General features: G+C 37.6%; 21 protein-coding genes. 13 read left to right on the forward strand and 8 right to left on the reverse strand.

Annotated elements, in window-relative coordinates; translation table 11 throughout:
- The 3 genes from RCJ95_RS19995 to RCJ95_RS20005 form a co-directional block, all read left to right on the forward strand.
- On the forward strand, positions 1-2734 hold a 2734-nt coding region (locus tag RCJ95_RS19995), incomplete at its 5' end, for an S-layer homology domain-containing protein (RefSeq protein ID WP_446722654.1).
- Positions 2735-2906: 172 nt separating this feature from the next.
- Positions 2907-4661 (forward strand): Ig-like domain-containing protein, encoded by a 1755-nt coding sequence (locus RCJ95_RS20000; protein WP_446722655.1) that lies wholly within the window; start codon positions 2907-2909, stop codon positions 4659-4661.
- A 22-nt stretch (positions 4662-4683) separates the two neighbouring features.
- A complete protein-coding gene (locus RCJ95_RS20005; protein ID WP_446722656.1) occupies positions 4684-7158 on the forward strand; it encodes an S-layer homology domain-containing protein in 2475 nt (824 codons plus the stop codon).
- Between the two features lie 48 nt (positions 7159-7206).
- On the opposite strand, the gene RCJ95_RS20010 is transcribed toward RCJ95_RS20005, so the two are convergent.
- Entirely contained in the window at positions 7207-7914 is a 708-nt protein-coding gene (locus RCJ95_RS20010) for a winged helix-turn-helix domain-containing protein (RefSeq protein ID WP_446722657.1), read from the reverse strand.
- A 510-nt stretch (positions 7915-8424) separates the two neighbouring features.
- On the opposite strand from RCJ95_RS20010, the gene RCJ95_RS20015 reads away from it, so the two are divergent.
- On the forward strand, positions 8425-9240 hold the full coding sequence (locus tag RCJ95_RS20015) for a metallophosphoesterase (protein WP_202342713.1): 816 nt from the start codon (positions 8425-8427) through the stop codon (positions 9238-9240).
- A 14-nt stretch (positions 9241-9254) separates the two neighbouring features.
- Here the strand turns inward: RCJ95_RS20015 and tatC are convergent, their stop codons facing one another.
- From tatC to RCJ95_RS20035, 4 genes are read right to left on the reverse strand one after another with little or no spacing between them, the layout of a single operon-like run.
- Complete coding sequence (gene tatC / locus RCJ95_RS20020) at positions 9255-10100, reverse strand: twin-arginine translocase subunit TatC (RefSeq protein WP_446722658.1); 846 nt, start codon at positions 10098-10100, stop codon at positions 9255-9257.
- Between the two features lie 11 nt (positions 10101-10111).
- Positions 10112-10315, reverse strand: coding sequence for a twin-arginine translocase TatA/TatE family subunit (gene tatA, locus RCJ95_RS20025; RefSeq protein ID WP_048390784.1), 204 nt, complete (start codon positions 10313-10315; stop codon positions 10112-10114).
- A gap of 27 nt (positions 10316-10342) precedes the next feature.
- Positions 10343-12055, reverse strand: coding sequence for a GMC family oxidoreductase (locus RCJ95_RS20030; RefSeq protein ID WP_202342715.1), 1713 nt, complete (start codon positions 12053-12055; stop codon positions 10343-10345).
- A 13-nt stretch (positions 12056-12068) separates the two neighbouring features.
- The gene (locus RCJ95_RS20035; RefSeq protein ID WP_312129231.1) at positions 12069-12818 is read right to left on the reverse strand and encodes a gluconate 2-dehydrogenase subunit 3 family protein; all 750 of its coding nucleotides are present in this window, start codon (positions 12816-12818) and stop codon (positions 12069-12071) included.
- A gap of 329 nt (positions 12819-13147) precedes the next feature.
- Here RCJ95_RS20035 and RCJ95_RS20040 point away from each other — a divergent pair, with 329 nt between their 5' ends.
- Positions 13148-15145 (forward strand): methyl-accepting chemotaxis protein, encoded by a 1998-nt coding sequence (locus RCJ95_RS20040; protein ID WP_337976443.1) that lies wholly within the window; start codon positions 13148-13150, stop codon positions 15143-15145.
- A 281-nt stretch (positions 15146-15426) separates the two neighbouring features.
- Here RCJ95_RS20040 and RCJ95_RS20045 read toward each other — a convergent pair whose 3' ends face one another.
- The gene (locus RCJ95_RS20045) at positions 15427-16602 is read right to left on the reverse strand and encodes an alanyl-tRNA editing protein (RefSeq protein ID WP_446722659.1); all 1176 of its coding nucleotides are present in this window, start codon (positions 16600-16602) and stop codon (positions 15427-15429) included.
- Between the two features lie 156 nt (positions 16603-16758).
- Here RCJ95_RS20045 and RCJ95_RS20050 point away from each other — a divergent pair, with 156 nt between their 5' ends.
- From RCJ95_RS20050 to RCJ95_RS20080, 7 genes are all read left to right on the forward strand, one after another.
- Complete coding sequence (locus tag RCJ95_RS20050) at positions 16759-17046, forward strand: DUF6509 family protein (protein ID WP_446722660.1); 288 nt, start codon at positions 16759-16761, stop codon at positions 17044-17046.
- Between the two features lie 151 nt (positions 17047-17197).
- Positions 17198-18343, forward strand: coding sequence for a VanZ family protein (locus RCJ95_RS20055; RefSeq protein WP_446722661.1), 1146 nt, complete (start codon positions 17198-17200; stop codon positions 18341-18343).
- Between the two features lie 13 nt (positions 18344-18356).
- Positions 18357-19691, forward strand: a complete 1335-nt coding sequence (locus RCJ95_RS20060) for an FAD-dependent oxidoreductase (protein WP_446722662.1) — start codon at positions 18357-18359, stop codon at positions 19689-19691.
- Positions 19692-19705: 14 nt separating this feature from the next.
- Positions 19706-20182: a glutathione peroxidase gene (locus RCJ95_RS20065; RefSeq protein WP_446722663.1), complete on the forward strand. Its 477-nt coding sequence runs from the start codon at positions 19706-19708 to the stop codon at positions 20180-20182.
- Positions 20183-20332: 150 nt separating this feature from the next.
- Positions 20333-21100 (forward strand): ABC transporter ATP-binding protein, encoded by a 768-nt coding sequence (locus RCJ95_RS20070; RefSeq protein WP_004233892.1) that lies wholly within the window; start codon positions 20333-20335, stop codon positions 21098-21100.
- The gene (locus RCJ95_RS20075; RefSeq protein ID WP_446722664.1) at positions 21087-22955 is read left to right on the forward strand and encodes an FtsX-like permease family protein; all 1869 of its coding nucleotides are present in this window, start codon (positions 21087-21089) and stop codon (positions 22953-22955) included. Before RCJ95_RS20070 ends, RCJ95_RS20075 begins: the two co-directional genes overlap by 14 nt.
- A gap of 1 nt (position 22956) precedes the next feature.
- Positions 22957-23316, forward strand: coding sequence for a YxeA family protein (locus RCJ95_RS20080; protein ID WP_004233888.1), 360 nt, complete (start codon positions 22957-22959; stop codon positions 23314-23316).
- Positions 23317-23421: 105 nt separating this feature from the next.
- Here RCJ95_RS20080 and RCJ95_RS20085 read toward each other — a convergent pair whose 3' ends face one another.
- Together RCJ95_RS20085 and RCJ95_RS20090 are read right to left on the reverse strand one after the other, a co-directional pair.
- On the reverse strand, positions 23422-24807 hold the full coding sequence (locus RCJ95_RS20085) for a sensor histidine kinase (protein WP_446722665.1): 1386 nt from the start codon (positions 24805-24807) through the stop codon (positions 23422-23424).
- On the reverse strand, positions 24804-25526 hold the full coding sequence (locus RCJ95_RS20090; RefSeq protein WP_221681362.1) for a response regulator transcription factor: 723 nt from the start codon (positions 25524-25526) through the stop codon (positions 24804-24806). The genes RCJ95_RS20085 and RCJ95_RS20090 overlap by 4 nt, the downstream gene beginning before the upstream one ends.
- Positions 25527-25717: 191 nt before the next feature.
- Here RCJ95_RS20090 and RCJ95_RS20095 point away from each other — a divergent pair, with 191 nt between their 5' ends.
- Entirely contained in the window at positions 25718-26332 is a 615-nt protein-coding gene (locus tag RCJ95_RS20095) for a PH domain-containing protein (RefSeq protein WP_048390761.1), read from the forward strand.
- Positions 26333-26402: the final 70 nt, after the last annotated feature.

Raw genomic sequence — 26402 nt, forward strand, 5'->3', positions numbered from 1 at the left:
TGTGAGTGATGGAGGAACCCTGAGCTATCAATGGTACAGTAACATGACGAATAGCACGAGTGGAGGAGCTCCAATTAGCGGAGCAACAAATGCGAGCTATGCAGCCCCCACCTCTACAGTAGGCACGATGTATTACTATGTAGTAGTAACAAACACAAATAGTGGAGTAAGTGGCAATCAAACTGCTACAGCGACAAGTAATGTAGTAGGGGTAACAGTAAATACGTTAGTAAATGCCAAGACGCCAGCAATCGGGACGCAGCCAACGGGAGCGACAGTGAACCAAGGAGCCACAAATCCGACGTTAAGTGTAGGGGCAAGTGTGAGTGATGGAGGAACCCTGAGCTATCAATGGTACAGTAACATGACGAATAGCACGAGTGGAGGAGCTCCAATTAGCGGAGCAACAAATGCGAGCTATGCAGCCCCCACCTCTACAGTAGGCACGGTGTATTACTACGTAATAGTGACGAACACAAATAGTGGAGTAAGTGGCAATCAAACTGCACCAGTTACAAGTAATGTAGTAGGGGTAACAGTGAATGCGTTAGTAAATGCTGAGACGCCAGCAATCGGGACGCAGCCAGTAGGAACGGCTGTGAACCAAGGAGCTACCAGTCCAACATTAAGTGTAGGGGCAAGTGTAAATGATGGAGGCATATTAAGCTACCAATGGTACAGCAACACGACGAATAGCCCGAGTGGAGGGACTCCAATTAGCGGAGCAACAAATGCGAGCTATGCAGCCCCCACCTCTACAGTAGGCACGATGTATTACTATGTAATAGTGACAAATACGAATAGTGGAGTAAGTGGCAATCAAATTGCTACAGCGACAAGTAATGTAGTTCCTGTAATAGTAAATTCAGCACAAACTATTACGATCATCTACAACGGCAATACAAACACAGGGGGCACAGTTCCAACAGATAGTGAAACGTATGAGCAAGGAGAAACTGTAACAGTTCTAGGTAATATAGGAAATCTAGTAAAAGTGGGTTACAAGTTTGAGGGCTGGAACACGCAAGCAGATGGAAAAGGAATAGATTATGCACCAGATTCAACTTTCATAATGGGTAGTGGAAGTATAATATTATATGCAAAATGGAATCCAGTGACTGTGTCACATACGGTAACCTTTGATGTAGACGGAGGAAGTGCTGTCTCTAATCAGACGGTAGTACATGAAGGAAAAGCAAGTCAGCCAGCACCAACACCAACGAAAGTGGGCTATACATTTGGTGGCTGGTATACAAGTAATGCCTACACAACACCATATAATTTTAATACTCTTATTACAGCGAACACAGTGATCTACGCAAAATGGATTATTAATAATACGGGTGGGGGCAATACTGATCCTTTACCAAATCCTGATTCTGGTTCATCAACACCTTCAACCAATGTAGAGGAAGTTGTGGTAGATGTTGAGTCTGGTGATGGCGAGCTAGTTTCTAAAACAACAATAAAACGAACAAAAAATGTAGATAACACTATAAACGATGAAGTGACATTAACGGCACAGAGCGCAACAGAGACAATTAGGAAATTAAAGGAACAAGGGAATGATAAAGCAAGGATTATTATCCCAGACGAGAAGGATCAAGTAAATCAAGTCCAAGTGTCCATTCCGAAAAATGTGCTGTCACTTTTGCAAAATGGAGCAGTCCATCTCGAAATTGTTACCGATAACGTTAGAATTGAAGTGCCACAAACTTCATTGGAAATGTTTAATGAGAATCTATACTTCCGACTCGTTCCGATAAAAGGGCATGATAAACAGCTAGAGATTGAAGAACAAGCCAAAAGGGAAACCGTTGTCCAGCAATTGGTAGAAGGTGCGGTTATTGAGTTGCTTGGTCGTCCGATGACCATCGAAACCAATATGCAAAGCCGTCCTGTTAAATTAACATTGCCGTTGCCTACAGATTTAACAGATGAACAACTTGCCAATTTGGCGATCTTTATCGAGCATAGTGATGGCACAAAAGAAGTTGTACGAGGTAAGGTTGTAGAATATCAAAAGGGAATAACAGGTTTACAGTTTGAAGTGAATAAATTCTCCACCTTCTCTATTCTCTACTTACCAGAGAAGGAAGAAGTGAAGGAGCCAGCTACTGAGGGTGTTACACATCTACCTTACATTCAAGGCTATCCAGATGGTACCTTCCGTCCAAATGCTCCTGTTACAAGAGCACAGATGGCAAGTATGTTTGCTCGTCAATTAACAGGTAATGCCATACCGCAAGCAAAGGCAACCTATACAGATACATTCCAACATGATGCTAAAGATGCAATCGAATTTGCGAAGGGAAAGGGTCTGTTTAAAGGGGTTACAGCAACTAACTTTAATCCAAACGGCTTGATTACGCGTGCACAGATGGCTACGGTGGCTGCCCGCTGGATAGAACAGCAATGTGTGGAACGCCCTGATGCCGATTTCTGTCCACCAGCCTTACAAAGTGCAGCATTCAAAGATGTGAGCGTCCATCATTGGGCAGTGAAAGCTATTGATACTGTCAATGCAGCAGAAATTATGACAGGAATAACAGCCGATACATTCAATCCAGATGGATTTTTAACACGTGCACAAGCAGTGAAGGTATTAAATCGACTGTTTGAACGCCAAGTCCTCATTGAAGATCAAACACCATTATTTAAAGATGTTCCAAAACACCATTGGGCATTTTATGAGATTCAAGAAGCCGCAGTAAAGCATATTCGTGAAGAATAGATAAAAAAATAATATAAGGTTATTCAATATTGCTAGCAATATTGAATAGCCTTTTTTTGATAAATAAAGGTTAAGAAAAATTAACTTTTATCATTAATGAATTTTGTAGTTAGGATTTTAGTTCTATTATATAATTTTATGTGAGTTGAAAGTCATAGCAAAAGGGAGAGTAATGTTAATTATTTTACATATATGGGAGGGAACGATTTTGCGTCAAAATACACGTAGTAAAAATTGTACTAAGATAATCATTTTGCTAACTTTAATCTTTAGTTTTTGTTTTCAAGCACAATTAACTTATGCAACTTCTTTTAATCATCCACCTGTTGTGGTAGCTTCAGAAAGAATTCAGAAGCAAACAATGACACTTGATCAAGCAAATATCGTGATTGATCTAAGTAAGCTATTTTATGATGCTGATAATGATTTATTAATATTTAAAGCTATTCCTGATTCTGTGGGGGTAGTAACAGCCGAAATTAACTCAAATCTATTAACACTAGAGGCCCTATCCCCAGGAAAAACAAGAATAAAAGTTAGTGCTGATGATGGAAAATTAGGGAGAGCTAGTAGTAGTTTTGAGGTAGAGGTATTACCCAAGTGGAATAACTTACCTACCCTTGTTCAAATAATAAATGACCAAATAGGACACGTAGGGGGAGCTCCAATATTAATTGATACAAGCAATGTTTTTACTGATATAGATAACGATAACTTGACATTAGATGTAGATTCAAGTTACGAAACTGTAGCTACAGCACAATTGACTTCACAAATGATAACTATTGTACCGCTGGCTGTGGGGCAAAGTATAATCACTGTACAAGCGGATGATGGTAATGGAGGAATTGTCTCTACAACCTTTAAATTAACAGTTACAATCCCACCTAACCAGCCTCCTGTGGTCGAACAAACAATTAATAACAAAACAGGTACTGTGGGAGATGTACTAACAATAGATGTTAGTAATATTTTTTCGGATCCAGATAATGATGTTCTTACAATAGAAGTAAACTCAAGCAATGAAACTGTTGCTACAGCTCAAATAAGTGGGCAAATAATAACTATTTTGCCGTTAGCAGTAGGGCTTAATACAATTACAGTGCAAGCGGATGATGGCAAAGGAGGAAAAGTATCAACTAGCTTTACAGTTACCATAGACAATCCTACAGTGAATAACTCGCCAGTTGTAGCTCAGACGGTTAGAAATCAACGAGCAACTATTGGTGGTATACCTTGGAGTATTGATGTAGGTAATGTATTTTCAGATGCTGATAACGATTCGTTAACATTAGCTGTAAGTTCTAGTAATAGTGGGGTAGCTACGGCTAGTTTAAATGGTACAACCCTTAACATGACACAAAAAGCAATAGGGACAAGTATTATTACTATTACAGCAGATGATGGCAAAGGAGGGCTAGAATCTACAAGTTTTATATTCACTGTAGATGCTCCAAGTATTTTTATATCTGATTTTGTACAAAGTGGAAACTATAATGATGTCCTAGAAATATATAATCCTACTACATCTCCTCTATATGGTTATCAATTAGAGATACAGCAATATAATTTAATTTCAATGCAGCATAGTGTTCAAGAATTAGATATATCTTTAGTAAATCCAAATATGAATTTTGTAGTGATTCATCCCTATTTTTATGATTTTATGGATATTACCTTATCATATTATTACAACGAAGAATTTATTTTTAGAGATGCTTCTAAAATAACGGTGTCAATTACTTTAAAAGACAGTAATGGGAATATTGTTGATATGTTAGGAACAAAAGATTCGACAACCGCTATATTGGAAAGTAATGGAGGTTATATTAGAGATAAAAGACTGCAATCAGGTTCTACAAATTTCAATATTTTAGAGTGGACAATATTACCTAAAGACGACTTTTCTACTATCGGACATTACTAAACTATATTCTAACGAGGAAAGGGTGATTTTTATTCAACATTCTAAAAGAAAAATACAAAACTTAATTATGATATTTACCTTAGTTGCTTGCTTGCTACCTTTATCATCTGTAGCAGCAAAAAGTGGTCTAACTTCATTTAATACTGCCACTAATACGGAAGAAATGAAGTTGGCAATGACTACTGACTGGAGTGTATTACATTATACTGCTAAAGCTAATGAATTATTTCAAAGCTTTAAATTAGCAGACCAAAACTATTTAGCTAATAAGCTAATAGATGAAAGACCACAAAGTGGATATACATCTACAAGTACATTAAGACAAACATACTTAAATGCAGTCAATAATCGTTCTTATCTTATTAATGTTAACAGTACGACAGACTCATTAACACTATGGACAGTGTTCATTGATGATGATCATTTAAATTATAATAACTACAATCTTCTCACTATTGAAGATCAAGATGAAGTTTGTAAGCAAATTCTACTTGCCCGTCCTAATCAAGGATATGAGTCTATAGAAACTTTACAGTCTGTGTTAGATAGCAAAGTATCCAGTATACTTGTTCAAAAGGTACAACTGGATAAAGAGACACTTAATATTCAATATGCTCAGGGTGATACCTCAGCAAATGTCACTAAAAACCTTACTTTACCAATTATCGGGGATAATGGAACAACGATTAATTGGATATCTGACAAACCTGAGGTAGTTCAAAATAATGGAAGCGTTGTTCGCCCTACTATCTCCACAGGAAATCAAAAGGTTACGTTGACAGCACAAATTTTCATCGGTAATTTTGTGGATACTAAAAGCTTCACCATTGATGTAATTGCATTATCTAAAAGCCATAATGCCTTTTTAAAGGATTTGACAATTTCACAGGGAGCATTAAATATGGCATTTAATAAAAATACAATGTCATATACCGCTATTGTTACTTCTAGAGTAGATAGTATATTTGTTAATCCATTAGCTGAGGATAAAAAAGCTGAAATCACAATAAATGGGAGATCAGTTGAAGAGCCGATAAAGCTTGTAACAGGTGTCAATACAATAAAAATTTTGGTAACGGCTGAAGATGGCAGTCAAAAACTTTATACAATTGTAGTGACAAAGGAGAATACTTCTACTAATAGTGAAAATACCTCTACATCAGAATCTTCTCCACCTTCTTCTACAGAGAGTTTTACTGTAAATGTGGAGTCGAGTAATGGAAAAGCCGTTTCTAAAACAACTATTAAGCGATTAGTAGATGTAGATGGATTGGTGAAAGATGAAGTAATTCTTACAGAAGCAAGTGTATTAGAAACTATCAATAAATTAAAAGAAGAAAAATCGGATCAAGCTCGTATTGTTATTCCTAATTCGCAGGATAATGTAAAGCAAGTGGACATATCTATACCTAATAATATTGTTACTCTACTAAAAGAAAGTCGTTTAAATTTAGAAATATCAGCTTATGATGTAAGTGTCAATGTCTCCAATGAATCATTGGCAACGTTTAGTGATAATTTATACTTTAGATTAATTCCTTTAAAGGGACAAGCTGAACAATCACAGGTTGAAGAACGTGCAAAAAAAGAGTCAATTGTGCAAGAAATAGCTAATAGTTCATTTAGTAAAGTATTAGGGCAACCCATGAAAATTGAGACTAATATGCAGAATAGACCTGTATTATTAACTCTTCCATTACCTACAGATATTACACAGGAACAGCTCAATCATCTGGCTATTTATATCGAGCATAGTGATGGCACAAAAGAAGTTGTACGAGGGAAGGTTGTAGAATATCAAAAGGGAATAACAGGTTTACAGTTTGAGGTGAATAAATTCTCCACCTTCTCCATTCTCTACTTACCAGAGAAGGAAGAAGTGAAGGAGCCAACTACAGAGGGTGTTACACATCTACCTTACATTCAAGGCTATCCAGATGGTACCTTCCGTCCGAATGCTCCTGTTACAAGGGCACAGATGGCAAGTATGTTTGCTCGTCAATTAACAGGTAATGCCATACCGCAAGCAAAGGCAACCTATACAGACACATTCCAACATGATGCTAAAGATGCAATCGAATTTGCGAAGGAGAAGGGTCTGTTTAAAGGGGTTACAGCAACTAACTTTAATCCAAACGGCTTGATTACGCGTGCACAGATGGCTACAGTGGCTGCCCGCTGGATAGAACAGCAATGTGTAGAACGTCCTGATGCCGATTTCTGTCCATCAACCTCACAAAGTCCAGCATTCAAAGATGTGAGCGTCCATCATTGGGCAGTGAAAGCAATTGATACTGTCAATGCAGCAGAAATTATGACAGGAATAACAGCCGATACATTCAATCCAGATGGATTTTTAACACGTGCACAAGCAGTGAAGGTATTAAATCGACTGTTTGAACGCCAAGTCTTCAGTGAAGATCAAATACCATTATTTAAAGATGTTCCAAAACACCATTGGGCATTTTATGAAATTCAAGAAGCCGCAAAAAAATAACCAAAAAGAGGGTACGTGATTCGAATGTAATCGCAGTGCCCTTCTTTTTCATGGCTCGAAAAGGAATTTATATCCCGAACCCCTCACTGTTATAATCTTTGCTCTATGGCCAGCAACGGATTCTAGCTTTTTTCGTAAATTACTAATATGAACCTTCAATGCCTGTGTATGCCCAATACTTTCCTCTGCCCAAATAAGCTTATACAGCTCTGATGGGGGGAAAATTTGTCCTGGTCGTTGAGCTAGAAAGAAAAAAATTTGAAATTCCTTTGTAGATAAGGCCAATGCTGTGTTACCGATATATACTCTTCCGGAATGAACATGAAAGTGAAAATCCTCTATTATATGAGCATCTTCCTCTATATGGTGTACAGCAGCTTTTACTGGAAATTGCTTTCTACGCATGGATATTCTCTTGATTGTCTTCATTAAACGTTCTTTCTCAATAGGCTTTAAAATATAGTCAACAGCCTGTACATTAAAAGCTTCTATTGCAAAACGCTCAAAGGCAGTGACAAATACAATATCCATTAAAAAAGGAAAGTCTGCAATCTTACTAGCAAATTCAATACCATTCATTTCCGCCATATCTATATCTAAAAAAAGAATATCAGGTTTGAGTATAGGGATCTTTGCTATAGCTTCTAGTGGATTTACGAATTTTCCGATAATAGTAACAGCGCTATTATCATGTAACGTAGCTTCTAATAAATTGATTGCTAAAATTTCATCATCAACTATGATGGCTTTTAACATTTTTTCACCTCTTAACATCTAAATTTAGAATATTATGTAGCGCAACTGTACTTAATAAATTTCTCGTCATCAATTTTATACTTAGCAATGGAAGCTGGACTCTAAAGTTATTCAATTCTGAAAATTATGTAATCTATTAGGTAGTAAAACACCGTTTACCGTCCAATCTAATTGGATCATTACCTACAGTACAGCAATTTTTTCTCCTTTAACTGATTTAAGTTTATTAGTATTTTCGCACTTTAGTAAATGAGATGCATTTCCCAAATCGTGATGTATTATGAGTGGATAATAAAACATGCCTTTCTACCCATAGTATAACATGCCAATAGTTAACGAAAAATAGATTAAACCGTGTATCATAATCTACTGCTAAAAATTTTAAGTTAAGTGTATTTGTGCATTTTGTGTATTTAAAGTGCATATACTTACAATCACTCTGTTTTTTGCTTATAATAAGAAAGTCAGAATTATTTCTGAAAAAAGTAGCCACAAAGTGAGCGATTGCGATTGAAAAAATTATTATATGGTATCTTCTTTGTTGTTTTTATAGTCATTTTTTTGTACGTAAACAATCACTGGCTAGTCGTAAGTAAACATGTGTTTGAATCAGAAAGTGTGCCTGACAGCTTTGATGGGCTACGCATTGTACAAGTTTCGGATTTACATGACGCTGTCTTTGGTGACAAGCAACAAAAATTGATTGCTAAGGTAAAGGATACAAAGCCTGATTATATTTTTATCACAGGTGACGTGATCGATAGTAATCGCTATAATTTAAAACAAAGTCTACAAGCAGTGGAAGGACTAGTTAAAATAGCGGATGTTTATTATGTACTAGGAAACCATGAGGTAGCGTCAAATAAGGTGAAAGAAATTTATGAGGCGCTGTCATCGTTAGGGGTACATATTATGGCCAACGAATCGACCGTGTTAGAGCGCGACGGGGAGCGCTTGGCGATTGTTGGTATTGAGGATCCGTTAATGGGTAGAACAACAGAAGATATGCTGGACATTGCAACGGCCTATTTGCCAGACGATATGTTTAAGTTGTTACTAGCACATAGACCAGAAATATTTAATACGTATGTAAATTACCACATAAATTTAGTATTTTCGGGGCATGCGCATGGTGGGCAAGTTCGTATTCCTGGGCTTGGAGGACTTGTTGCACCAGGACAGGGGCTGTTTCCAAAATATACAGCTGGTGTCTACGAAGCAGGCGCGACGAGAATGGTAGTTAGTAGAGGGTTAGGTAATAGCTCAGTACCATATCGCATTTTTAATCTACCAGAAATTATTGTGATGGATCTAAAGAAAAAATAAGCACTGCGTAAAATTTACGCAGTGCTTTCAATTTGTTTGCGTTCTATACGTTTAACGAGGTAAATGCTTATTTCATACAAAATAATCATCGGTATTAATACGAGTAACTGACTTATAAAGTCTGGGGGCGTGATAACAGCGGAGCCTACGCCCATTGTGATATAAGACCAGCCTCGTATTTTTTTCATGGATTCAGCAGTCAGTACACCAATGGCTGATAAGAATAGGGCAACAATCGGTAACTCAAATAATAGACCAAGCGGTACTGTAGTCATGATTAAAAAGTGCATATATTCATTTGCTGATACCATGACATCGAAATTGGTAGCCCCAATGCTTACTAAGAATGTATAGCTAAGTGGGTTTACGACGAAATAACCAAAAGCTACTCCTACTAAAAATAGAACTAACATGATTGGAGCATAGAGGCCTAAAAATCGACTTTCCTCTTCTTTTAAGCCTGGTTTAATAAAGCTCCATAGAAAGTGGACGAGGAAAGGCATTGCAAGACCAAAAGCTAAAGTAGTTGAAATTGTCATGTAAAATTTAACTACTTCTAGCGGTCCTAAAATAACGAGTGAGTGACCTCGCGTTATGAATGGAAACCAAATATTAATAGTAGAAAAGACAACAATGAAAAATAAAATAAAAACAGTTAACCCTTTGATAATTTGCTTACGTAAATCACTAAGATGCTCCAATAATGAGGTAACAGGTATCAGGGGTTCATCTGACACATGATCCTCTTCAATTGCTACATTAGGTATTTCAACTAAAGCCTCCACTGGTTTTGGAGGCTCGGCTTGTGGTTTATCTAAAGGGCTTAAATATTTTCTTTTTCCGTCTTCATATGGATCCATAGGAAACCCTCCTACGAAGCATCAGATTTTTTTTCGACCTTTTTCACGGTATCATCTTCATCATCCATAAGTCCCTTAGTAGACTTTTTAAATTCTGCAAACGTTTTACCAACCGCTCCACCGATTTCTGGTAATTTTTTTGGGCCAAATACAATTAATACAATCACTAAAATAATGATTAATCCAGGTACTCCAATTGCTCCTAGACCTCCCATAAGTCTTGCCTCCTTTAGAATGCTTTTTTATACTAATGAACCACCTGATTGACTGTATTTGATGACTCCCTCAGCACAACGGTAGGCAAGTGCCCCTAATGTGCCTGTTGGATTATAACCACTATTGTGTGCAAAGTTGCCTGCACTTACTGCGAAAAGGTTATCAACATCCCAGTGCTGTAAGTAATTATTCACAACCCCTTGTTCTGGTGTTAAGCTCATCACCGTACCACCAGTATTATGCGTCGTTTGGTAAGGTACGATATTGTAATCGGTAATTTCCGCGTTAGGGACAATTGTTTTTGCACCCATTTCCTTCATAATGTCAGCTGCACGTGCAGAGATGTATTTATGAAGAGCTCGATCTTGATCAGTAAAATTGTATGTTAACTGAGTTAATGGTAGCCCGTAAGCATCCTTATAGGTAGGGTCCAGCGATATATAGTTTTCCTTATGTGGCATAGATGCTCCTTGCGCACCAATCCCAAATGAACGTGTATAGTAATAAATAGATTGCTTTTTAAATTCTGGTCCCCAAGTAGGCGTATCAGGCGGGGTTGGATTTGAGCCGATTGGTCGTGTACCTGTCTGTGTAAGCGCAATATTACCTCCGTGAATAAATTCTAAATCACTATGGTCAAAATTATCCCCATTGTAATCGTCTATACACATGCCTAACGAACCTGCACCCATAAATGTATTGTATTGTTCCTCGAAGAACCCAGCGGCACCAGGCAAGATTTGATAACAATAGTTTCTGCCAAGTGTTCCTTTGCCAGTAGTAGGGTCATATCTTTCACCAATGTCAGAAACCATTAATAGCTTGGCATTATTAAAGACATAACTAGTTAATACAACAGCGTTAGCTGGCTGAATGAATTCTTCTCCCGAAACAGTATCGATATATCTTACACCTGTAGCCTTGTTACCTTGCTTTAAAATTTCAACAACATTGGAATTGAAGCGTAAATCAAAATTTCCTGTCTTCAGGGCTGTAGGGACAACTGTAATTTCTGCGGATGACTTTGCACCATATTCGCATCCAAAGCGTTCACAAAAACCACAATATTGGCAAGCGTTGATCGTTTCGCCATCTGGGTTTTTATAAACCTCTGATACGTTAGCTGATGGAACCATATAAGGTGTTAGCTTCAGGTTTGTTGCAGCTTTTTCGAATTGTGCAAGCATAGGCGTTTTTTTCATAGGCGGTGTTGGATAGGGATTCGAACGCTTTCCACTAAATTTATTTTTATCATCACCCGAAATACCAGCTGTTTTCTCGAACTTATCGAAATAGGGCTCTAGCTGATCATATGTTAAGCCCCAATCCTGAATCAGATAATCCGGTCCCAGCTTATTAGGTCCATAACGTTTATCTGTTAATGTTTTGATTTGGAAATCATAGGGTAAAAATCGATAAGTCATGCCATTCCAGTGTGTTCCTGATCCACCCAGACCCTCTCCAAGTAGGAAAGAGCCAAGCTGACGCATTGGTAATGCCTTCATATTGCGATCATTACGAAAGCTTACGGTCTCTTTAGAAAGATTTTGCATTAAATCATATCGGATGGCATAACGGTATTCGTCATGAACATTTAAATAATCCTCGGTACCACGCTTTTGACCTCGCTCTAAACCGACTACCTTTAAGCCGGCTTTAGCACATTCAGCAGCAACGATACCGCCAGTCCAACCTACACCAACTGTTACTACGTCTACACTCGGTAATGTTTTAGCCATTTTTTATCCCCCCTTAATGGTTGCCTAATGGATTAGGCTCAATTTTTTGGAACTTGGCATCTTCTATTTGTGTAATATAAGCCATCTGGTGACCAGGGAAGCCCTTCATACGCCAGCCATCCATATTGCGATTTCCTCCATACATAGGGTCAGAATAAGCTCCCTCTAATGTTGCTGCTCGTAATAATGTAAAGAAGAACGCGGAAGTAACCCCAACCATTTCTATGTCACCTTTTTGGAAGGCAGTTAATATTTCATCCATTTGTTTGCCATCTAAATCGTTAAAGCTTTTCTTATAACGCTTTTGTGCTTCATCCTCCATTTTTTGAATACCCTGTCTAAAAATTTCCGCTCGCGTTAAACGGCTCTGGTAGCCTTGAGTTGGGGCACCTACATCAAATGGACCTTGCATATATTCTTTAGAGTTACTCCCATAATTTCCTGCAAGTTGATGATCGATAAAATAGGGAACGTCTAAACCAATAGCCCCTGGTCCCAAATCGTCCTCTGGAAAGATACGTTCCGTGGCATTTGATAAGATACTAAAATCTTTTTCATTTCTGAAAAACATCTTAGCTTTTGGGGAGCCTGTAGCCTCATTCGTTGTTTCATGACCACCATGCTCTAGGGTAGAAGTACCTTTACCATTGATGTTGTAACCAACTAATCCTCCAATTAAACCACCACCGACTAATGTACCAGCAGCAATACCTGTAGTTTTTAAAAAGTCTCGACGAGAAACATTATTTTTGTCTGAACTCATGGAAATCCTCCCCTCAAAATGTGTTAAACGGATCCTATCTTTAATAATCAGCAAAAAATGTGAATTATAATCAATTTTTGTTGGAAAATGTTTTAATTTCCTCCATTAGCTTGATGTACTCTCCTTTTAAATGACAAGAGGGATCTATGAATTGAAAATTTTGTAGAAAATTGTTAGCACTATAAAGGTAGTGTAAATGGTATTATTATACATTTATTAATCATATTGGAAAACTTTTGTTGACTTCTACTTTTAGTGACTTTACTCTGAAGTTATGTGAAAATATGCGGATTGTATAGCTAAAAATGGAAGAAGTGAGAAAAAGAGAAATGTGGTTAAAAGGTATTGGCGGTAAATTAATTGTTGCAATTATAGCTCTTGTATTTGTAACATGTGGCACGCTTGGGCTATCTACTTGGATAAATAGTACAAAAGCCGTGAATGAGCAAGTGGAATCTAATTTGGTATCTAGAGCAGTGGATGTTTCTCAATACATAGAAGAACACTTCCAATTAACACTAGTGGAGGTGGAGGCAATTGCAGAGCAAGAGGCAGTTCGGAGCATGGACTTTGAAAAGCAAAAGCAGTATCTATCGAAACGTCTTGCCAGTAATGAGAATTATTTAGGTTTTGGCATTATCGATGCTAATGGAGTTGCCCATTATTTGGATGATACAACAGCTGAACTAGGGGATCGTGATTACGTAAAAGAAGGTTTTACTGGTAAATCTGTCATGTCAGAAATTACGATTAGTCGTGTAACAGGTGAACCAGTCATTTTAATTGTTTCTCCAATTGATACAGTGACAGGTGAAAAAGCTTTATTATTAGCACGTATTGACGGCTATTACCTATCTAAAATTGTAGAAGACATTAAGGTTGGAGACAGTGGCTATGCATTTATGTTAGACGCTAACGGAACAATTATTGGACATAATAATCACTCGTATGTGAAGGAGCAATACAATCCAATTAAGGAAGCAGACGAAACAGGTATTAAGACAGGAAGAGCAATGGCTGCTAAAGAAATGATTACTAATGATAACGGTTATTTTTCTTTTAAAATGGAAGATACAGGAACTAGTCTAATGGGCTATCATACCCTTGATAATGGTTGGAAAATGGGGGTCATCGCACTAGAAGATGAGATGCTTTCAGGGCTTTCTAAGCTTAAGACCAACTTCATTGTCACTACGATCATTGTTTCGATACTTGGGCTATGCATCTCATTTGCCATTTCTCGCTCTGTTAGTAGACCACTTCGACATGTACTTCGCATTAGTGAGGGCTTATCGAATGGAGACTTTACACAGGAGATTCCAGAAAAATATTTGAAACGTATTGATGAAATGGGAACGATGGCACGTGCATTAGATCGCATGACTAATAATATGCGGGAAATGATAGCCAAAGTGAGTCAAGAAGCAACGGCAGTGAATGAAGCTGCGTGTGATTTAATGGGAGATGTAAATGGAGTAACAAAGCGTTCAAAGCAAATTGCTGGTGCAATAAATGAAGTAGATCGAGGGGCACAAAGCCAAACTGTGATGGCAGAGGAAAGTGCCTCAGCAATGGAACAAATGGCAATAGGGATACAAAATGTAGCTGAAGTTGCCTCCTCAATTGCTTGTAATACAGATTTTATTTCCCAGAAAATTAGTGAAAGCAATCATGCAGTTCAACAATCCGTTCTATGTATGAATGAGATTCAGCAAGGCACAACAGATGAACTATCAATTATTCACAAACTAGAAAAAGAGTCAGAAGAAATTAGCTTAATTTCAAAAATGATTACCGATATTTCCGATCAAACAAATTTATTGGCATTGAATGCCTCTATTGAAGCAGCACGGGCTGGAGATGCTGGTAAAGGCTTTGCCGTTGTAGCAGAAGAAGTTCGCAAGCTATCGGAGCAAACAGCAGAATCAGCTACTAAAATTAATGTGCTCATCGAAAGAGTTCAATCTTATACATTAGAAGTAGTAAAAGCAGCGGAATCTGGTGAAGATAATGTTGAGCGTGGTTTAGCTTCCATTGAGGCAGTAGGAGAACGCTTCGAGGAAATGGTTCAAGCAGTAGGAGAAATAGCAGGTCAAATTGAAGAAATGAATGCTTCAGCTGAACAAATGTCTGCCAACACGGAGGAAGTCTCCGCGTCTATGGAAGAAATGGCAGCTACTGCACATGCGGCCAGTGATTATGTGCATGAGGTAACAGATGCAACAGCGGAACAGTTGAAGACGGTAGCAGTAATGAACAATCAAACTGAAAAACTATCAGAAATGGCAAAACGTTTATATGAAGCCATTCAAAAATTTAAATATTAAATTAGAGAGGAGCTGTCTATTAATGATAGCTCCTTCAGAGTGTTAAAAACAAAACCATTCATACAATTTTTGTTAAAGGTGAAGATGGATTACCGCTCCATGCAGGGGCTCGTCTGTCTCGCTATCCCACGGGTTGTCAGTCACCCCCTGGAAAGGACGCTAGCGGAACGAAAATCAACCCCTCACCTTGTCAAAAATTCTTTTTCTGCTAGTAACATTGTCTTTTTTCAACAATATAGGAGGAGCCGTCTTTTAATAACAGCTCCTCTATTATAATGCAATTAAGCGTCTTGCATCGCTGCTAGTAATTCTTCTTTCGAAACGGTGCAATCGCCACCACCTTGTACCATTTGGTCACCTCCGCCACCCTTACCATTAATAAGAGGCAGTGCCTTTTGGGCAACATCCTTCATGCTTTTTGAAACATTATTCCCTCTTGCTGCGACGAATTGTAGTTTGCCTTCATTTTCAGATACAAGTAGAGCTATTACATCTTTTTGTTCCGTAACAATCAAACGTGCTATTTTTTGTAGCTCTTGCATTGTTCGCTGATTAAAAGCAGCTGTTACGACACCTTCGCTATTAACAAGTGCCCTTGCTTCATACGTGAGTAATTCCTCTTTCGCAGCAGCGAGAGCCTTTTCTGTAGTTTTTTGAGTAGATAAAACTTTTGTAAGCGCTGTGGCAGCTTCAATCTCAGGGACACTTAATTGACGAGCAACGTCCGCTAATACTTTTTTACGCATGCCAAGCTCAGTCAAAACGCGTTGACCACACACAAAAGAAACGCGCACATTGCCCTTCATTTTCTCCGTACCTAATATTTTGATGGTACTAACTTGCCCTGTGGATGTAGGGTGAGTGCCACCACAACCGTTGTAATCAAAATTAGGGATAATCACAAGTCGGATGTCTCCCGTCACTGCGACTTCTTTACGAAGATTATAGTTGCCCAGCTCTTGCTCTGTAACCCAGGTAGTTTGAATAGGGCGGTTCTCTAAAATTATGTCATTGGCTCTTGCTTCTGCCGCTGCAAGCTGCTGCTCAGAAATCGTTTCTATAGCAAGATCAATTGTTACTTGCTCACTGCCTAGATGAAAGCTTACAGTCTGCGCATTAAAAAGCTCTACAAAAGCAGCTGTTAAAATATGTTGGCCAGCATGCTGCTGCATATGATCAAATCGTCTTGGCCAATTTAATTTGCCATGTACGACACCATCTAAAGTCGATAGATCACCTTCAATATAGTGACGAATTTCATCATCCACTTTTTCAACATCTATGACCTCCAACGCATTCAATGTACCTGTATCGTGAGGTTGACCACCACCAGTGGGATAGAAAGCGGTGTTCGATAGTACAACATACTGACGGTCGGATTCATCAGTTCCTTTACTAATAATAGTTGCATCAAACTCTTGTAACATAACGTCTTGATAATATAATAGCTCTTTCATGAAAAAGCCTCCTCGTATGTAGGGAAATTTAGTTCTAAATTAATTCCATTTCATTGTGGCATAATTAACTACAGGTGTATACGGGTTTTCTAGTTGACCCATGCTGAAATTGATTTAATATAGAAAAGAACAGCTAAAGAAAAAGGAGCAAATATAATGGAAATTACACAATTCTCAATGGAAGAAATTTTAGACCCAACAAATATTATTGAAGGTAAGCGTTATGAATTTATTCTGGATGTAGACATTGATGAAGAGGATGAACTTTACCACGAAGCTGGTATTGTAATTCGTGTCCTTATAGGTGAAAAAAACGAAGAACCATTTATATTAAATTACTTCATCATGGAAAAGACTGAAGGTGAATATTTAGACTTTGCATTAGAGGATGATGAACTAGAAGAAATTTTGACATTCTGTAAAGAAGAAATAGCGAAAGCATAGTAAGTAACAGGTAGAGAGTATATATTCTTTACCTGTTTTTTTATTGAATTAAGGATTATGTAAGCTTGATGAAATATACATGTAGTATTGAAGGACTAAACTTAGTTTTAGTGTTCAGAAAATAGGGCAATTTAAAGAGAGAGGTGTTTCTATGTCAACGTACACGCAATCCATTTTTATAGCATTTTTCATAACCATTATTTTATCCTTTGTACTATTTATACCATGGCTAATTTATACGTATCGCAAGTATGGATACTTATCGATGTCCAAAACCATTATCATGTTCTCATTTATTTTTTACTTTTTATCTGCGCTTTGCTTAGTATTACTACCATTTCCGTCTACAAGAGATACTTGCTCACTTCAATCCGCAGATACCGTTCATACTAATTTGCGACTTTTTCAATTTGTTGATGATGTTTTAAAGGATAGTGGCGTTGTTGTCACAAATCCATCTACATGGCTTGCTATCACAAAACAGCAGGCATTTTTTCAAGCCTTCTTTAATTTCTTACTATTAATGCCATTCGGCGTTTACTTGCGATATTTTCTTAAAGAAAGAAGGTACTGGAAACGTGCATTTTTAATTAGCTTTTTGCTAACATTGTTTTATGAGGTCACACAAAGAACAGGCATTTATGGCATCTTTAATTGCGCATACCGAATCTTTGATGTCGATGACTTATTACTAAACAGTATAGGTGCGCTCCTAGGTTTCTTCCTAGCACCAATTGTTTGGGCATTATTCCCCTCTCATGAAGAGGTTGAGACTAAAGCTGCTGAAATGGAAAAAAATGATATTGTTAAGCCGATTTCTATTTTACTAGCATTGGTCATTGATTTATTTATCGCCCAATTGGTTTGGGTGATTATTGGTGTTCTGACAGGGTATAGCGATACTTTTGAATTTTTAGTGAAAATGGCTCTGTACATTATACTCTTTGGTTTGATACCAAGTATGATGAATGGCGCAACGCTTGGTATGAAGGTGATGCGTTTTACAATGGTCAACAAGAATGGCAAAAGTATTGTAAAGCAATCATGGCGTCGTTGTATTGCTATTATCGCTACCTTGTGTTTATCAGATGCCATTACAACATTAGGTGACATCCAATTAGATATGGATTCATCATTTTATGTTCTACAAATTGTCATTTCTATACTTGCCGCAATAGCAGGTTTTACACTTACAATGATATTAGCCGTTCATGTAGTAAGGGTCATCATAAGTGGTGGAAAACGACGTTTGTATATCGATCAATATGCTGATTTAATGGCAACTAGGAAAAAATAAGGGGGCTTGTAGAATGAAATACGTCATCATTGGGGGAGATGCTGCAGGTATGTCTGCAGCAATGGAAATCTATCGAAATGTTCCAGGAGCAGAAATAACTACTTTAGAACGTGGTTTTATTTATTCATATGGGCAATGTGGATTGCCTTATGTTGTAGATGGTCGTATTTCATCAACCAAACGTTTAATTGCAAGAGATGTCGAAACTTTTCGAGATAAGTATGGCATTGATGCAAGAGTTGGCTATGAGGTAGAGAATGTAGATATAGAGAAGAAGGTTATTACAGGTACACAAGCAAGTGGCGACAAATTTGAGATTACCTACGATAAACTTCTTATTGCAACAGGTGCTAGTCCAGTCATGCCTGTGAAAAAGGGGAATGAGCTAGATGGTATCCATACGGTAAAAACAATTCCTCAACTGGAAGATTTGATGGCAGATTTAACACCAGAGATTGAGCAGGTAACCATCATAGGTGGTGGCTATATTGGTTTAGAAATGGCTGAAACAATACATGCCTGTGGGAAAAAGGTAAGACTTGTTCAGCGCGGAAGTCATGTGGCCCGTATTTTAGATGAAGAACTTGCTCAGCATGTGCATGAGGAAGCGAAAAAGAACAATGTAGAGCTGTTATTAAATACGAGCGTTGAGGCTTTTGAAGGAAATAAACGAGTGGAACGTGTTATAACAGATAACGGCGTTCTAGAGACGGATTTAGTCATTGTCGCTTCAGGCATAAAACCAAATACACAGTTTTTAAAGGATACTGGGATTGCACTTGCAAAAAATGGGGCGATCATTGTAAATCGTCATTTAGAGACTTCCCTTGAAAATATTTATGCAGCTGGCGATTGTGCAACTCACTTTAATATTGTGAAAGAACGTTTAGATTATATACCGTTAGGAACGACTGCCAATAAGCAAGGTCGTTTAGCAGGTCTCAACATGTCAGGCAAATTTGCTCCGTTTAGAGGAATTGTGGGCACATCTATTTTAAAGTTCTTCAATTTAACTATTGCTACAACAGGCATTAATGAGCGTGATGCTAAAGAGCTTGGTTTTGACTATGAGGCATTTAAATTATCTGCACGCCATATAGCTGGGTATTATCCCGGTGCACAACGTATGTTTATAAAAGTGGTCGTTCGCAAGCGCGATCAATTGTTATTGGGTGCGCAAATCGTGGGACCAGCGGGAGTCGATAAGCGTATCGATGTGTTTGCGACAGCATTATATAGTAAAATGACCTTACCTGATTTGCTAGATTTAGATTTGGCCTATGCACCACCATTCAACGGTGTTTGGGACCCTTTGCAGCAGGTGGCAAGAATGAATGGACGTTTATAATAGGAGGTAGAGAGATGAGCATTTATGATATTAATGTAACTTTAGAAGATGGTACTATCTATAGCCTTGAACGTTATAAAGGAAAGCCGATGCTAATTGTTAATACAGCTTCTAAATGTGGCTTTACACCACAATTTGAAGAATTAGAAGGTCTCTATGAAAAGTATCAGGAGCAAGGTCTGGTTGTACTTGGTTTTCCATCAAATCAATTTAAACAAGAGCTAGCGACAGCTGAAGAAGCGGCCTCCCAATGTCGATTAACCTATGGTGTGACATTTCCCATGCATGAAATTGTTAAGGTGAATGGTAAAGAAGCACATCCTATTTTCGATTATCTTACTTCCCACTCCAAAGGATTTTTAGGCAATAGTATTAAATGGAACTTTACAAAATTCCTTGTAAACCGTAATGGAGAGGTTGTTGGACGCTACGCCTCAGCAGATAAGCCAAGTAGCTTTGAGGAAGATATTCAAAAAGTATTAGCTCAATAGATTAGAAAGGTTCATGCACAACTTGTGTATGAATCTTTTTTTGTTTATAAATTCCAAAAAGCAGTGGATTTAAGGTTGCTGTAAGCTTGCGACAAATTTGCTGTAAGTTTGGGGTCGTATACTAAAGTCAGAAAGAAGAGGTGAGCGTATATGACGCCATTATTAAAGGTACAAAACGTTGGAAAAACTTACGGCAAAGGCGCAAATACTTTTACAGCGCTATCGAATATATCATTTGAAGTAGCAAAGGGAGAGTTTGTTGGGGTAATGGGTCCTTCTGGGGCTGGGAAATCTACGCTTCTTAATGTATTAGCAACGATTGATACGCCAACGACTGGTGAAATTATTATTGAAGATACTAATTTGGCACGTATGAAGGATGCTGAATTAGCAGATTTTCGTCGAGATAATTTAGGGTTTATCTTCCAGGATTATAACTTGCTTGATTCTTTAACAGTGCGCGAAAATATTGTTTTACCACTAGCGATTGCAAAAATGCCGACAAAGGCTATTAATGCGAGAGTTGATCGCATTGCTGCATTGTTTGGAATTAGTGATTTATTAAACAAATATCCTTATCAAATTTCAGGTGGGCAAAAACAGCGTACAGCTTCATCGCGAGCATTAGTGACAGAACCGAAACTAATTTTTGCCGACGAGCCTACAGGTGCGCTAGATTCAAAATCTGCAACCGATTTATTAGAAAGCTTAAGTGATTTAAACCAATCTCAAGCCGCAACGATTATGATGGTTACTCATGATGCCTTTGCAGCTAGCTTCTGCCAGCGCATTCTATTTATTCAGGATGGACAGCTATCTAAGGAAATTCAACGTGGGACTCTAACGAGGAAGCAATTTTTCCAAGAGATCTTACAGGTGCTATCTAGCATCGGGGGTGGAGTAAATGACGTTATTTAGTTTAGCGCGTAAAAATGTTCAACGCAATTTATCGAATTACTTTTTATATATTGCCTCAATGGTTTTTAGTATCGTTATTTACTTTACGTTTGTGACACTCAAATATAATGATGATCTTTCAGCCTTAAAGCAATCGTCACAACAAATTAAAGGATTGATGAGTGCCTCGTCAGTCGTACTTCTGTTCTTCATTGTCATCTTTATGGCCTATTCCAACTCGTTTTTTATGAAGAAGCGGAAAAAGGAAGTAGCCCTTTACTCGTTACTAGGTGTACGTAAGCAAAAAATTGGCTTAATGCTCTTTTTTGAAAATTTAGTCATAGGGCTTGTCTCTCTTGTGTTTGGTATCCTTCTAGGTTTCTTTATGTCCCAAGGGCTATTAATGATACTAGTACGCTTAATGGGCTATGAAGTGGTTGGTAGCCTGACATTTTCAATGGAGGCACTAATTAATACAACGGGCATTTTTACACTACTGTTTTTATTCACATCTTTACAAGGTTACCGTGTAATTTATCAATTTAAGCTAATAGATTTATTCCACGCAGACAAACAGGGAGAGCAAATTCCACGTGCTTCATTAGTAGCTGCTCTACTCGGCACTGTACTTATTGTATTTGGTTATTATACAGCTGCCTCTGATATGTTTACGAGTGAAATATGGCGATTCTTTACGGTGTTAGGTACGCCATTAATGGTTATAGGGGTGACAATTGCAGGGACATACCTTCTATTCCATAGTGTGAGTGTCTTTGTGTTAACAGCATTAAAGAAAGCAACATCATGGTCCTGGAAGGGTTTAAATTTAATCGGTGTTTCTCAATTATTGTATCGTATTCGAGCCAATGCAAAATCGTTGTCAATCATTGCAATTTTAAGTGCCACTACGATTACAGCAGGTGGCGGTGTCTTCGGTATGTATTATAATGCAGAAGCTTCTGTACGTCAGATGCTACCAAACACATTTATGTGGAAAGGCGAGACAGTAGAATTTTCACAACAGGATGTCTTATATAATGAAGCACTGGCTGTGAAAAATTTACGTGTAGATAATGAATTCTCATTTTTCGAATATACATTACTTAAGGAATCGGACTATAATCGCTTAGCGAAATTACAAGGCAAGGATAAAGAGCTACACATTCCAGAGGGTTCTACGGTTTTACTTGATGCAGCCTATGATGAACGATTTTCACATGATTTTACAGGTGAGGACTTTAAGCTACAGAACGGAGACTCCTTCCATGTAGAGAAGATGTACACGGAAAGCGTGTTAAACTTTATAGCAGCTGGAACAGTTCTCGTTGTGAATGATCGAGAGTTTAAAGCTACTGATGCCGATGAAATTATGATGCAGGTTGTTGGATTGGACAATGATTTGAAACAACAGGATGTGTCGAAAGACATTTACCAGCAGTTGTCTTCTGAACAACAAGAATCATTTTCTAGTGTACCGCAAAGCTATGAGGATAGTTTAGCAACAGTTGGTGCTCTATTGTTTGTGGGAAGCTTCCTAGGATTGGTTTTCCTAACAGCAACAGGCAGTATTATCTACTTCAAAATTTTAACGGAAGCCGAAGAAGATCAGGCAAAATATGCTATTTTAAATAAAATTGGTGTAAATAGTAAGCAAATCTTAAAGACAGTAGCAGGACAGGTCGCTGTTATCTTTAGTGCGCCACTTATTGTGGGGATTGCACATAGTGTGTTTGCATTACTAGCATTTTCACAGCTATTTAACATGAATATTACAAAACCAGTCATCTTGTGGATGATTGCATATTCAGCTATTTACTTTATTTATTATATCTTTACCGTTCGTTCGTTTTATAAAATAGTGAGACAGGGGAATTAATATGAAAAAAGTATTTTTCGGAATAGGTGCATTGTTTATCTTATTCGTAGCAGGGTTAATTGTATTGATGACTGTAGATTTTAACCGATTAAATAAAGATACCTACTATGTTCATATCACGGCTGATGGTGAGGTAGAGGAGTATAAAGCAGATAGTGGTGAAATCTTTAAAATGTATTGGTACGAGCTACCTACTTACGATAAAAATGGGGAAGAGAAAACATTAAAGTTTTCCGCTCATAAAAATTTACGCCAGGATGCTTATTTAAAGCTTTACGTGAAAAAGGAAACAGAAGTTACTTCATTTGATGAAGTGAAATTCCATGAATTACCTGCTAAAGTGCAGGATCAAATGAAATAGCACAAAGAGGGAGTCTCAAATTTTGAGACTCCTTCTTTTCCACACGAAAGTTCAGTGCAAAGTATTTAGCGTTTAAATTCAACTGGTTAAATTTAGTTTATTTATTTAGTATTCCTTTTGTAGATCAATAATAACGCATGTACCTTTTCCTTTTTCCGAGGTGATGGTCACTGTTCCTCCATGGGCCTCAATGATATCTCTAGCAATAGCTGTACCTAAACCAGTCCCAGCAGTATTGTCAGTATTTGTGCCTCGGTAATAGCGTTCAAAAATATGTTCCAAATCCTCTGGGTCTATCCCTTTGCCATTGTCAGAAATTGTAAGATTATGCTCATCAACAGACACATGGACAGATACATCGGGAGCATTATGAAGCAATGCATTGTGTAAAAAGTTCATGATAGCTCTGCGCATAAAATGTTCATCTATTTGATGAAGACTGTTCGCAGTTGTCGCCTCAAACGTTAGATTAGCTTGTTCATATTGTGGTGTATTTAATGTTTCAATCACTATCTCTCGAATAAAAGGCACCATGTTCACTTCATTTAGTGTAAGTGGAAGCTGTTGATGTCTTAAACGCATCGTTAAATTTAAGTCATCCAGTAGATTTTGCATATGCAATGATTGTTTTTCTATAACTTTTGCGTACTCGATTTGCTCAGTATTTGTTATTTGTGCATCATTCAATAGTTCTGCATAACCTCGAATAGAGGCAAGTGGCGTTTTCATATCGTGGGAGACATTACTAATCCATTCTTCACGCATAATTTCTAGTCTCTTTCGCTCCTGTTCATGGGCTGCCAATTCTCGTGATACTTCATTTAAGTTTTCAAAAACCGGCTTGTAGACACCACCAGGAGTCTTAATAGACGTATGATCATGATTCTTTAAATGGTGAATGCGATCTATCATCGCATAAAGAGGTTTCGTTAATGTACGACCAAAAAGCCATCCTACTAATGTAGCTACTAACAAGTCCGCAATCACGATGAACAGGCCAAATTTCCCTATAAACTGTAAGAGTGATGTACCAGAAACATGCGTAACAAGCCTTGTAACACCGCTACCTTTAATACCAATTAAATAACTAAAGGGATCCTTACTGCCAATATACACCGTAGTATCAGAATCGAATTCTTTATATTTATATACTTGAATTAAGTCGATAGGTGCATAGTGCAATGGTGCTTTATCTGGTGCAAAATGAGAATCAATAACTTGACCATTTTCATCAAGCAATTGTATCCAAGCATTTCTTTGATGCAATTGTTCGAGTCCATCTTCACGTATGGAGGTTGCTCCATTTTTTATCTCGATATGTTTTTGAAATTCTCGCACAAAGTTTTCCTCTTCGGTGGCAGAAACACCTTCAGAGTCAGTTGTTAGCCGATAAGTAAGGAGTCCCATGAAGATAGCTGTATTGACAAAAATAACAATGATGACGATAGAAAGTACGGAAAGGAGAAAGCGAGCGGTTAATTTCCACTTCATTCTTGTGCCTCTTTGGGCATGACAAACTTATAGCCAAGTCCTTTTACAGTTGTGATATATAGAGGATTAGACGCATCCTGCTCAATTTTTTCACGCAACCGGCGAATATGCACCATAACAGTGTTATCAGAACCGAAGAAATCCTCTCCCCATACACGTTCAAACAATGTTTCTTTACTTAAGATTCGATTGGGATTGTGCATAAAGCACGCCATTAACCCAATTTCCTTAGCTGTTAACTCCAATAACACGCCATTTTTATGCACTTCAGTTTCATCGGCATTCAACTGAAATGGTCCAATTTGTAGTGTTTTTTCAACAATATTCGTTATGGTATCTTGTGTTTGATAGCCAGCTCTACGTAATTGCGCCTTCACACGATAGGCTACTTCTTTCGGGCTAAAAGGTTTTGTAATATAATCGTCTCCGCCAATGGCTAGTCCTAAAATTTTATCAATTTCCTCATTTTTAGCAGACATGAAGAGCACAGGGACATGGGATACTTCACGGATACGTCTACATAAATCGTAACCCTCACCATCGGGAAGCATGACATCTAGAAGTATAATATCGGGTGTTGTTTGTTGAAAGCTTGTCCAAGCATCGCGAATGGTACTAGCTGTATAAATTTGTTTGTAGCCCTCTTTTTGTAAGCTTACTTTTAGTAGATTCGCTAAATCTGCCTCATCATCCACTACTAAAATGGTTGGTTCTTGCACTTGTTCACACGACCTTTCGATTTGGAAGAATCTTTACTGACAATTATTATAAATGAAATGTATAGAAAAGAGGAAATGTTGGGTTGTATTCTACAAGAAAGGAAGTACATTTTTTATATAAACCACTACAAGGTGAAACCTTTACAGATTCTAAAGCGTAAAAAGAGTATTACAAATTAGGAGGAATGGCGATGTTTAAAAAAATAGCAGCAGATGCACTTGGACTTTCAGATATTGGTGTGGTTGTGCCAAGAGAGGACTATGATAAGACAGATGCAGATGATTTTATCTTACATGAAATTGATGAAAAAATTTATTTTTTAATTAAAACGAAGGCTGATGAGTATTGCTTTACAAATCGTGCAATTATTCATGTAGATGGCGAAAGTGCTATGAGCAAGAAACGATTACTGCGACGCTATGACTATTCAATGTATACTGTGACAGAAGTTTTTCTCGAAACAGCAGGAACAATCGACCTTGATGTCGAAATTAAGTTTACAATCGGCAATTCCCCACTGTCCATCGACATTCATAAACGCTTTATTGATGACATTAAAGATTTATATAAAGCACTACATGCCATTAGCTATGAACAAAAGAACAATGCTTATAAGCTAGAAGTAGCGGAAAAAAGTTTAAACATAGCATCATCATCACTTGGTCGAATTGGCAATGACAATATATCTCCTGCGTCGTCATTCAAAGAAATTACAAGCTTTGCGAATACCTGGATGATCGATCATAAAGATAAGTATAAAAAAGAAGACTTCTCACATATTTTTGATTTATATATGAACAATTGATAAAAATAGCTCTCTGCAAGTGTAGAGAGCATTTTTAACATATAACGATATACATAAAAATTATTCTAGG

The organism is Lysinibacillus sp. BSL11, from assembly GCF_052928325.1.

Coding starts and splice junctions, on each gene's coding strand:
- RCJ95_RS20035 (WP_312129231.1), bottom strand. CDS start 12,818: ATGAGTTCAGACAAAAATAATGTTTCTCGTCGAGACTTTTTAAAAACT.
- RCJ95_RS20040 (WP_337976443.1), top strand. CDS start 13,148: ATGTGGTTAAAAGGTATTGGCGGTAAATTAATTGTTGCAATTATAGCT.
- RCJ95_RS20065 (WP_446722663.1), top strand. CDS start 19,706: ATGAGCATTTATGATATTAATGTAACTTTAGAAGATGGTACTATCTAT.
- RCJ95_RS20050 (WP_446722660.1), top strand. CDS start 16,759: ATGGAAATTACACAATTCTCAATGGAAGAAATTTTAGACCCAACAAAT.
- tatC (WP_446722658.1), bottom strand. CDS start 10,100: ATGGATCCATATGAAGACGGAAAAAGAAAATATTTAAGCCCTTTAGAT.
- RCJ95_RS20010 (WP_446722657.1), bottom strand. CDS start 7,914: ATGTTAAAAGCCATCATAGTTGATGATGAAATTTTAGCAATCAATTTA.
- RCJ95_RS20030 (WP_202342715.1), bottom strand. CDS start 12,055: ATGGCTAAAACATTACCGAGTGTAGACGTAGTAACAGTTGGTGTAGGT.
- tatA (WP_048390784.1), bottom strand. CDS start 10,315: ATGGGAGGTCTAGGAGCAATTGGAGTACCTGGATTAATCATTATTTTA.
- RCJ95_RS20080 (WP_004233888.1), top strand. CDS start 22,957: ATGAAAAAAGTATTTTTCGGAATAGGTGCATTGTTTATCTTATTCGTA.
- RCJ95_RS20095 (WP_048390761.1), top strand. CDS start 25,718: ATGTTTAAAAAAATAGCAGCAGATGCACTTGGACTTTCAGATATTGGT.
- RCJ95_RS20075 (WP_446722664.1), top strand. CDS start 21,087: ATGACGTTATTTAGTTTAGCGCGTAAAAATGTTCAACGCAATTTATCG.
- RCJ95_RS20000 (WP_446722655.1), top strand. CDS start 2,907: ATGTTAATTATTTTACATATATGGGAGGGAACGATTTTGCGTCAAAAT.
- RCJ95_RS20085 (WP_446722665.1), bottom strand. CDS start 24,807: ATGAAGTGGAAATTAACCGCTCGCTTTCTCCTTTCCGTACTTTCTATC.
- RCJ95_RS20060 (WP_446722662.1), top strand. CDS start 18,357: ATGAAATACGTCATCATTGGGGGAGATGCTGCAGGTATGTCTGCAGCA.
- RCJ95_RS20045 (WP_446722659.1), bottom strand. CDS start 16,602: ATGAAAGAGCTATTATATTATCAAGACGTTATGTTACAAGAGTTTGAT.
- RCJ95_RS20070 (WP_004233892.1), top strand. CDS start 20,333: ATGACGCCATTATTAAAGGTACAAAACGTTGGAAAAACTTACGGCAAA.
- RCJ95_RS20055 (WP_446722661.1), top strand. CDS start 17,198: ATGTCAACGTACACGCAATCCATTTTTATAGCATTTTTCATAACCATT.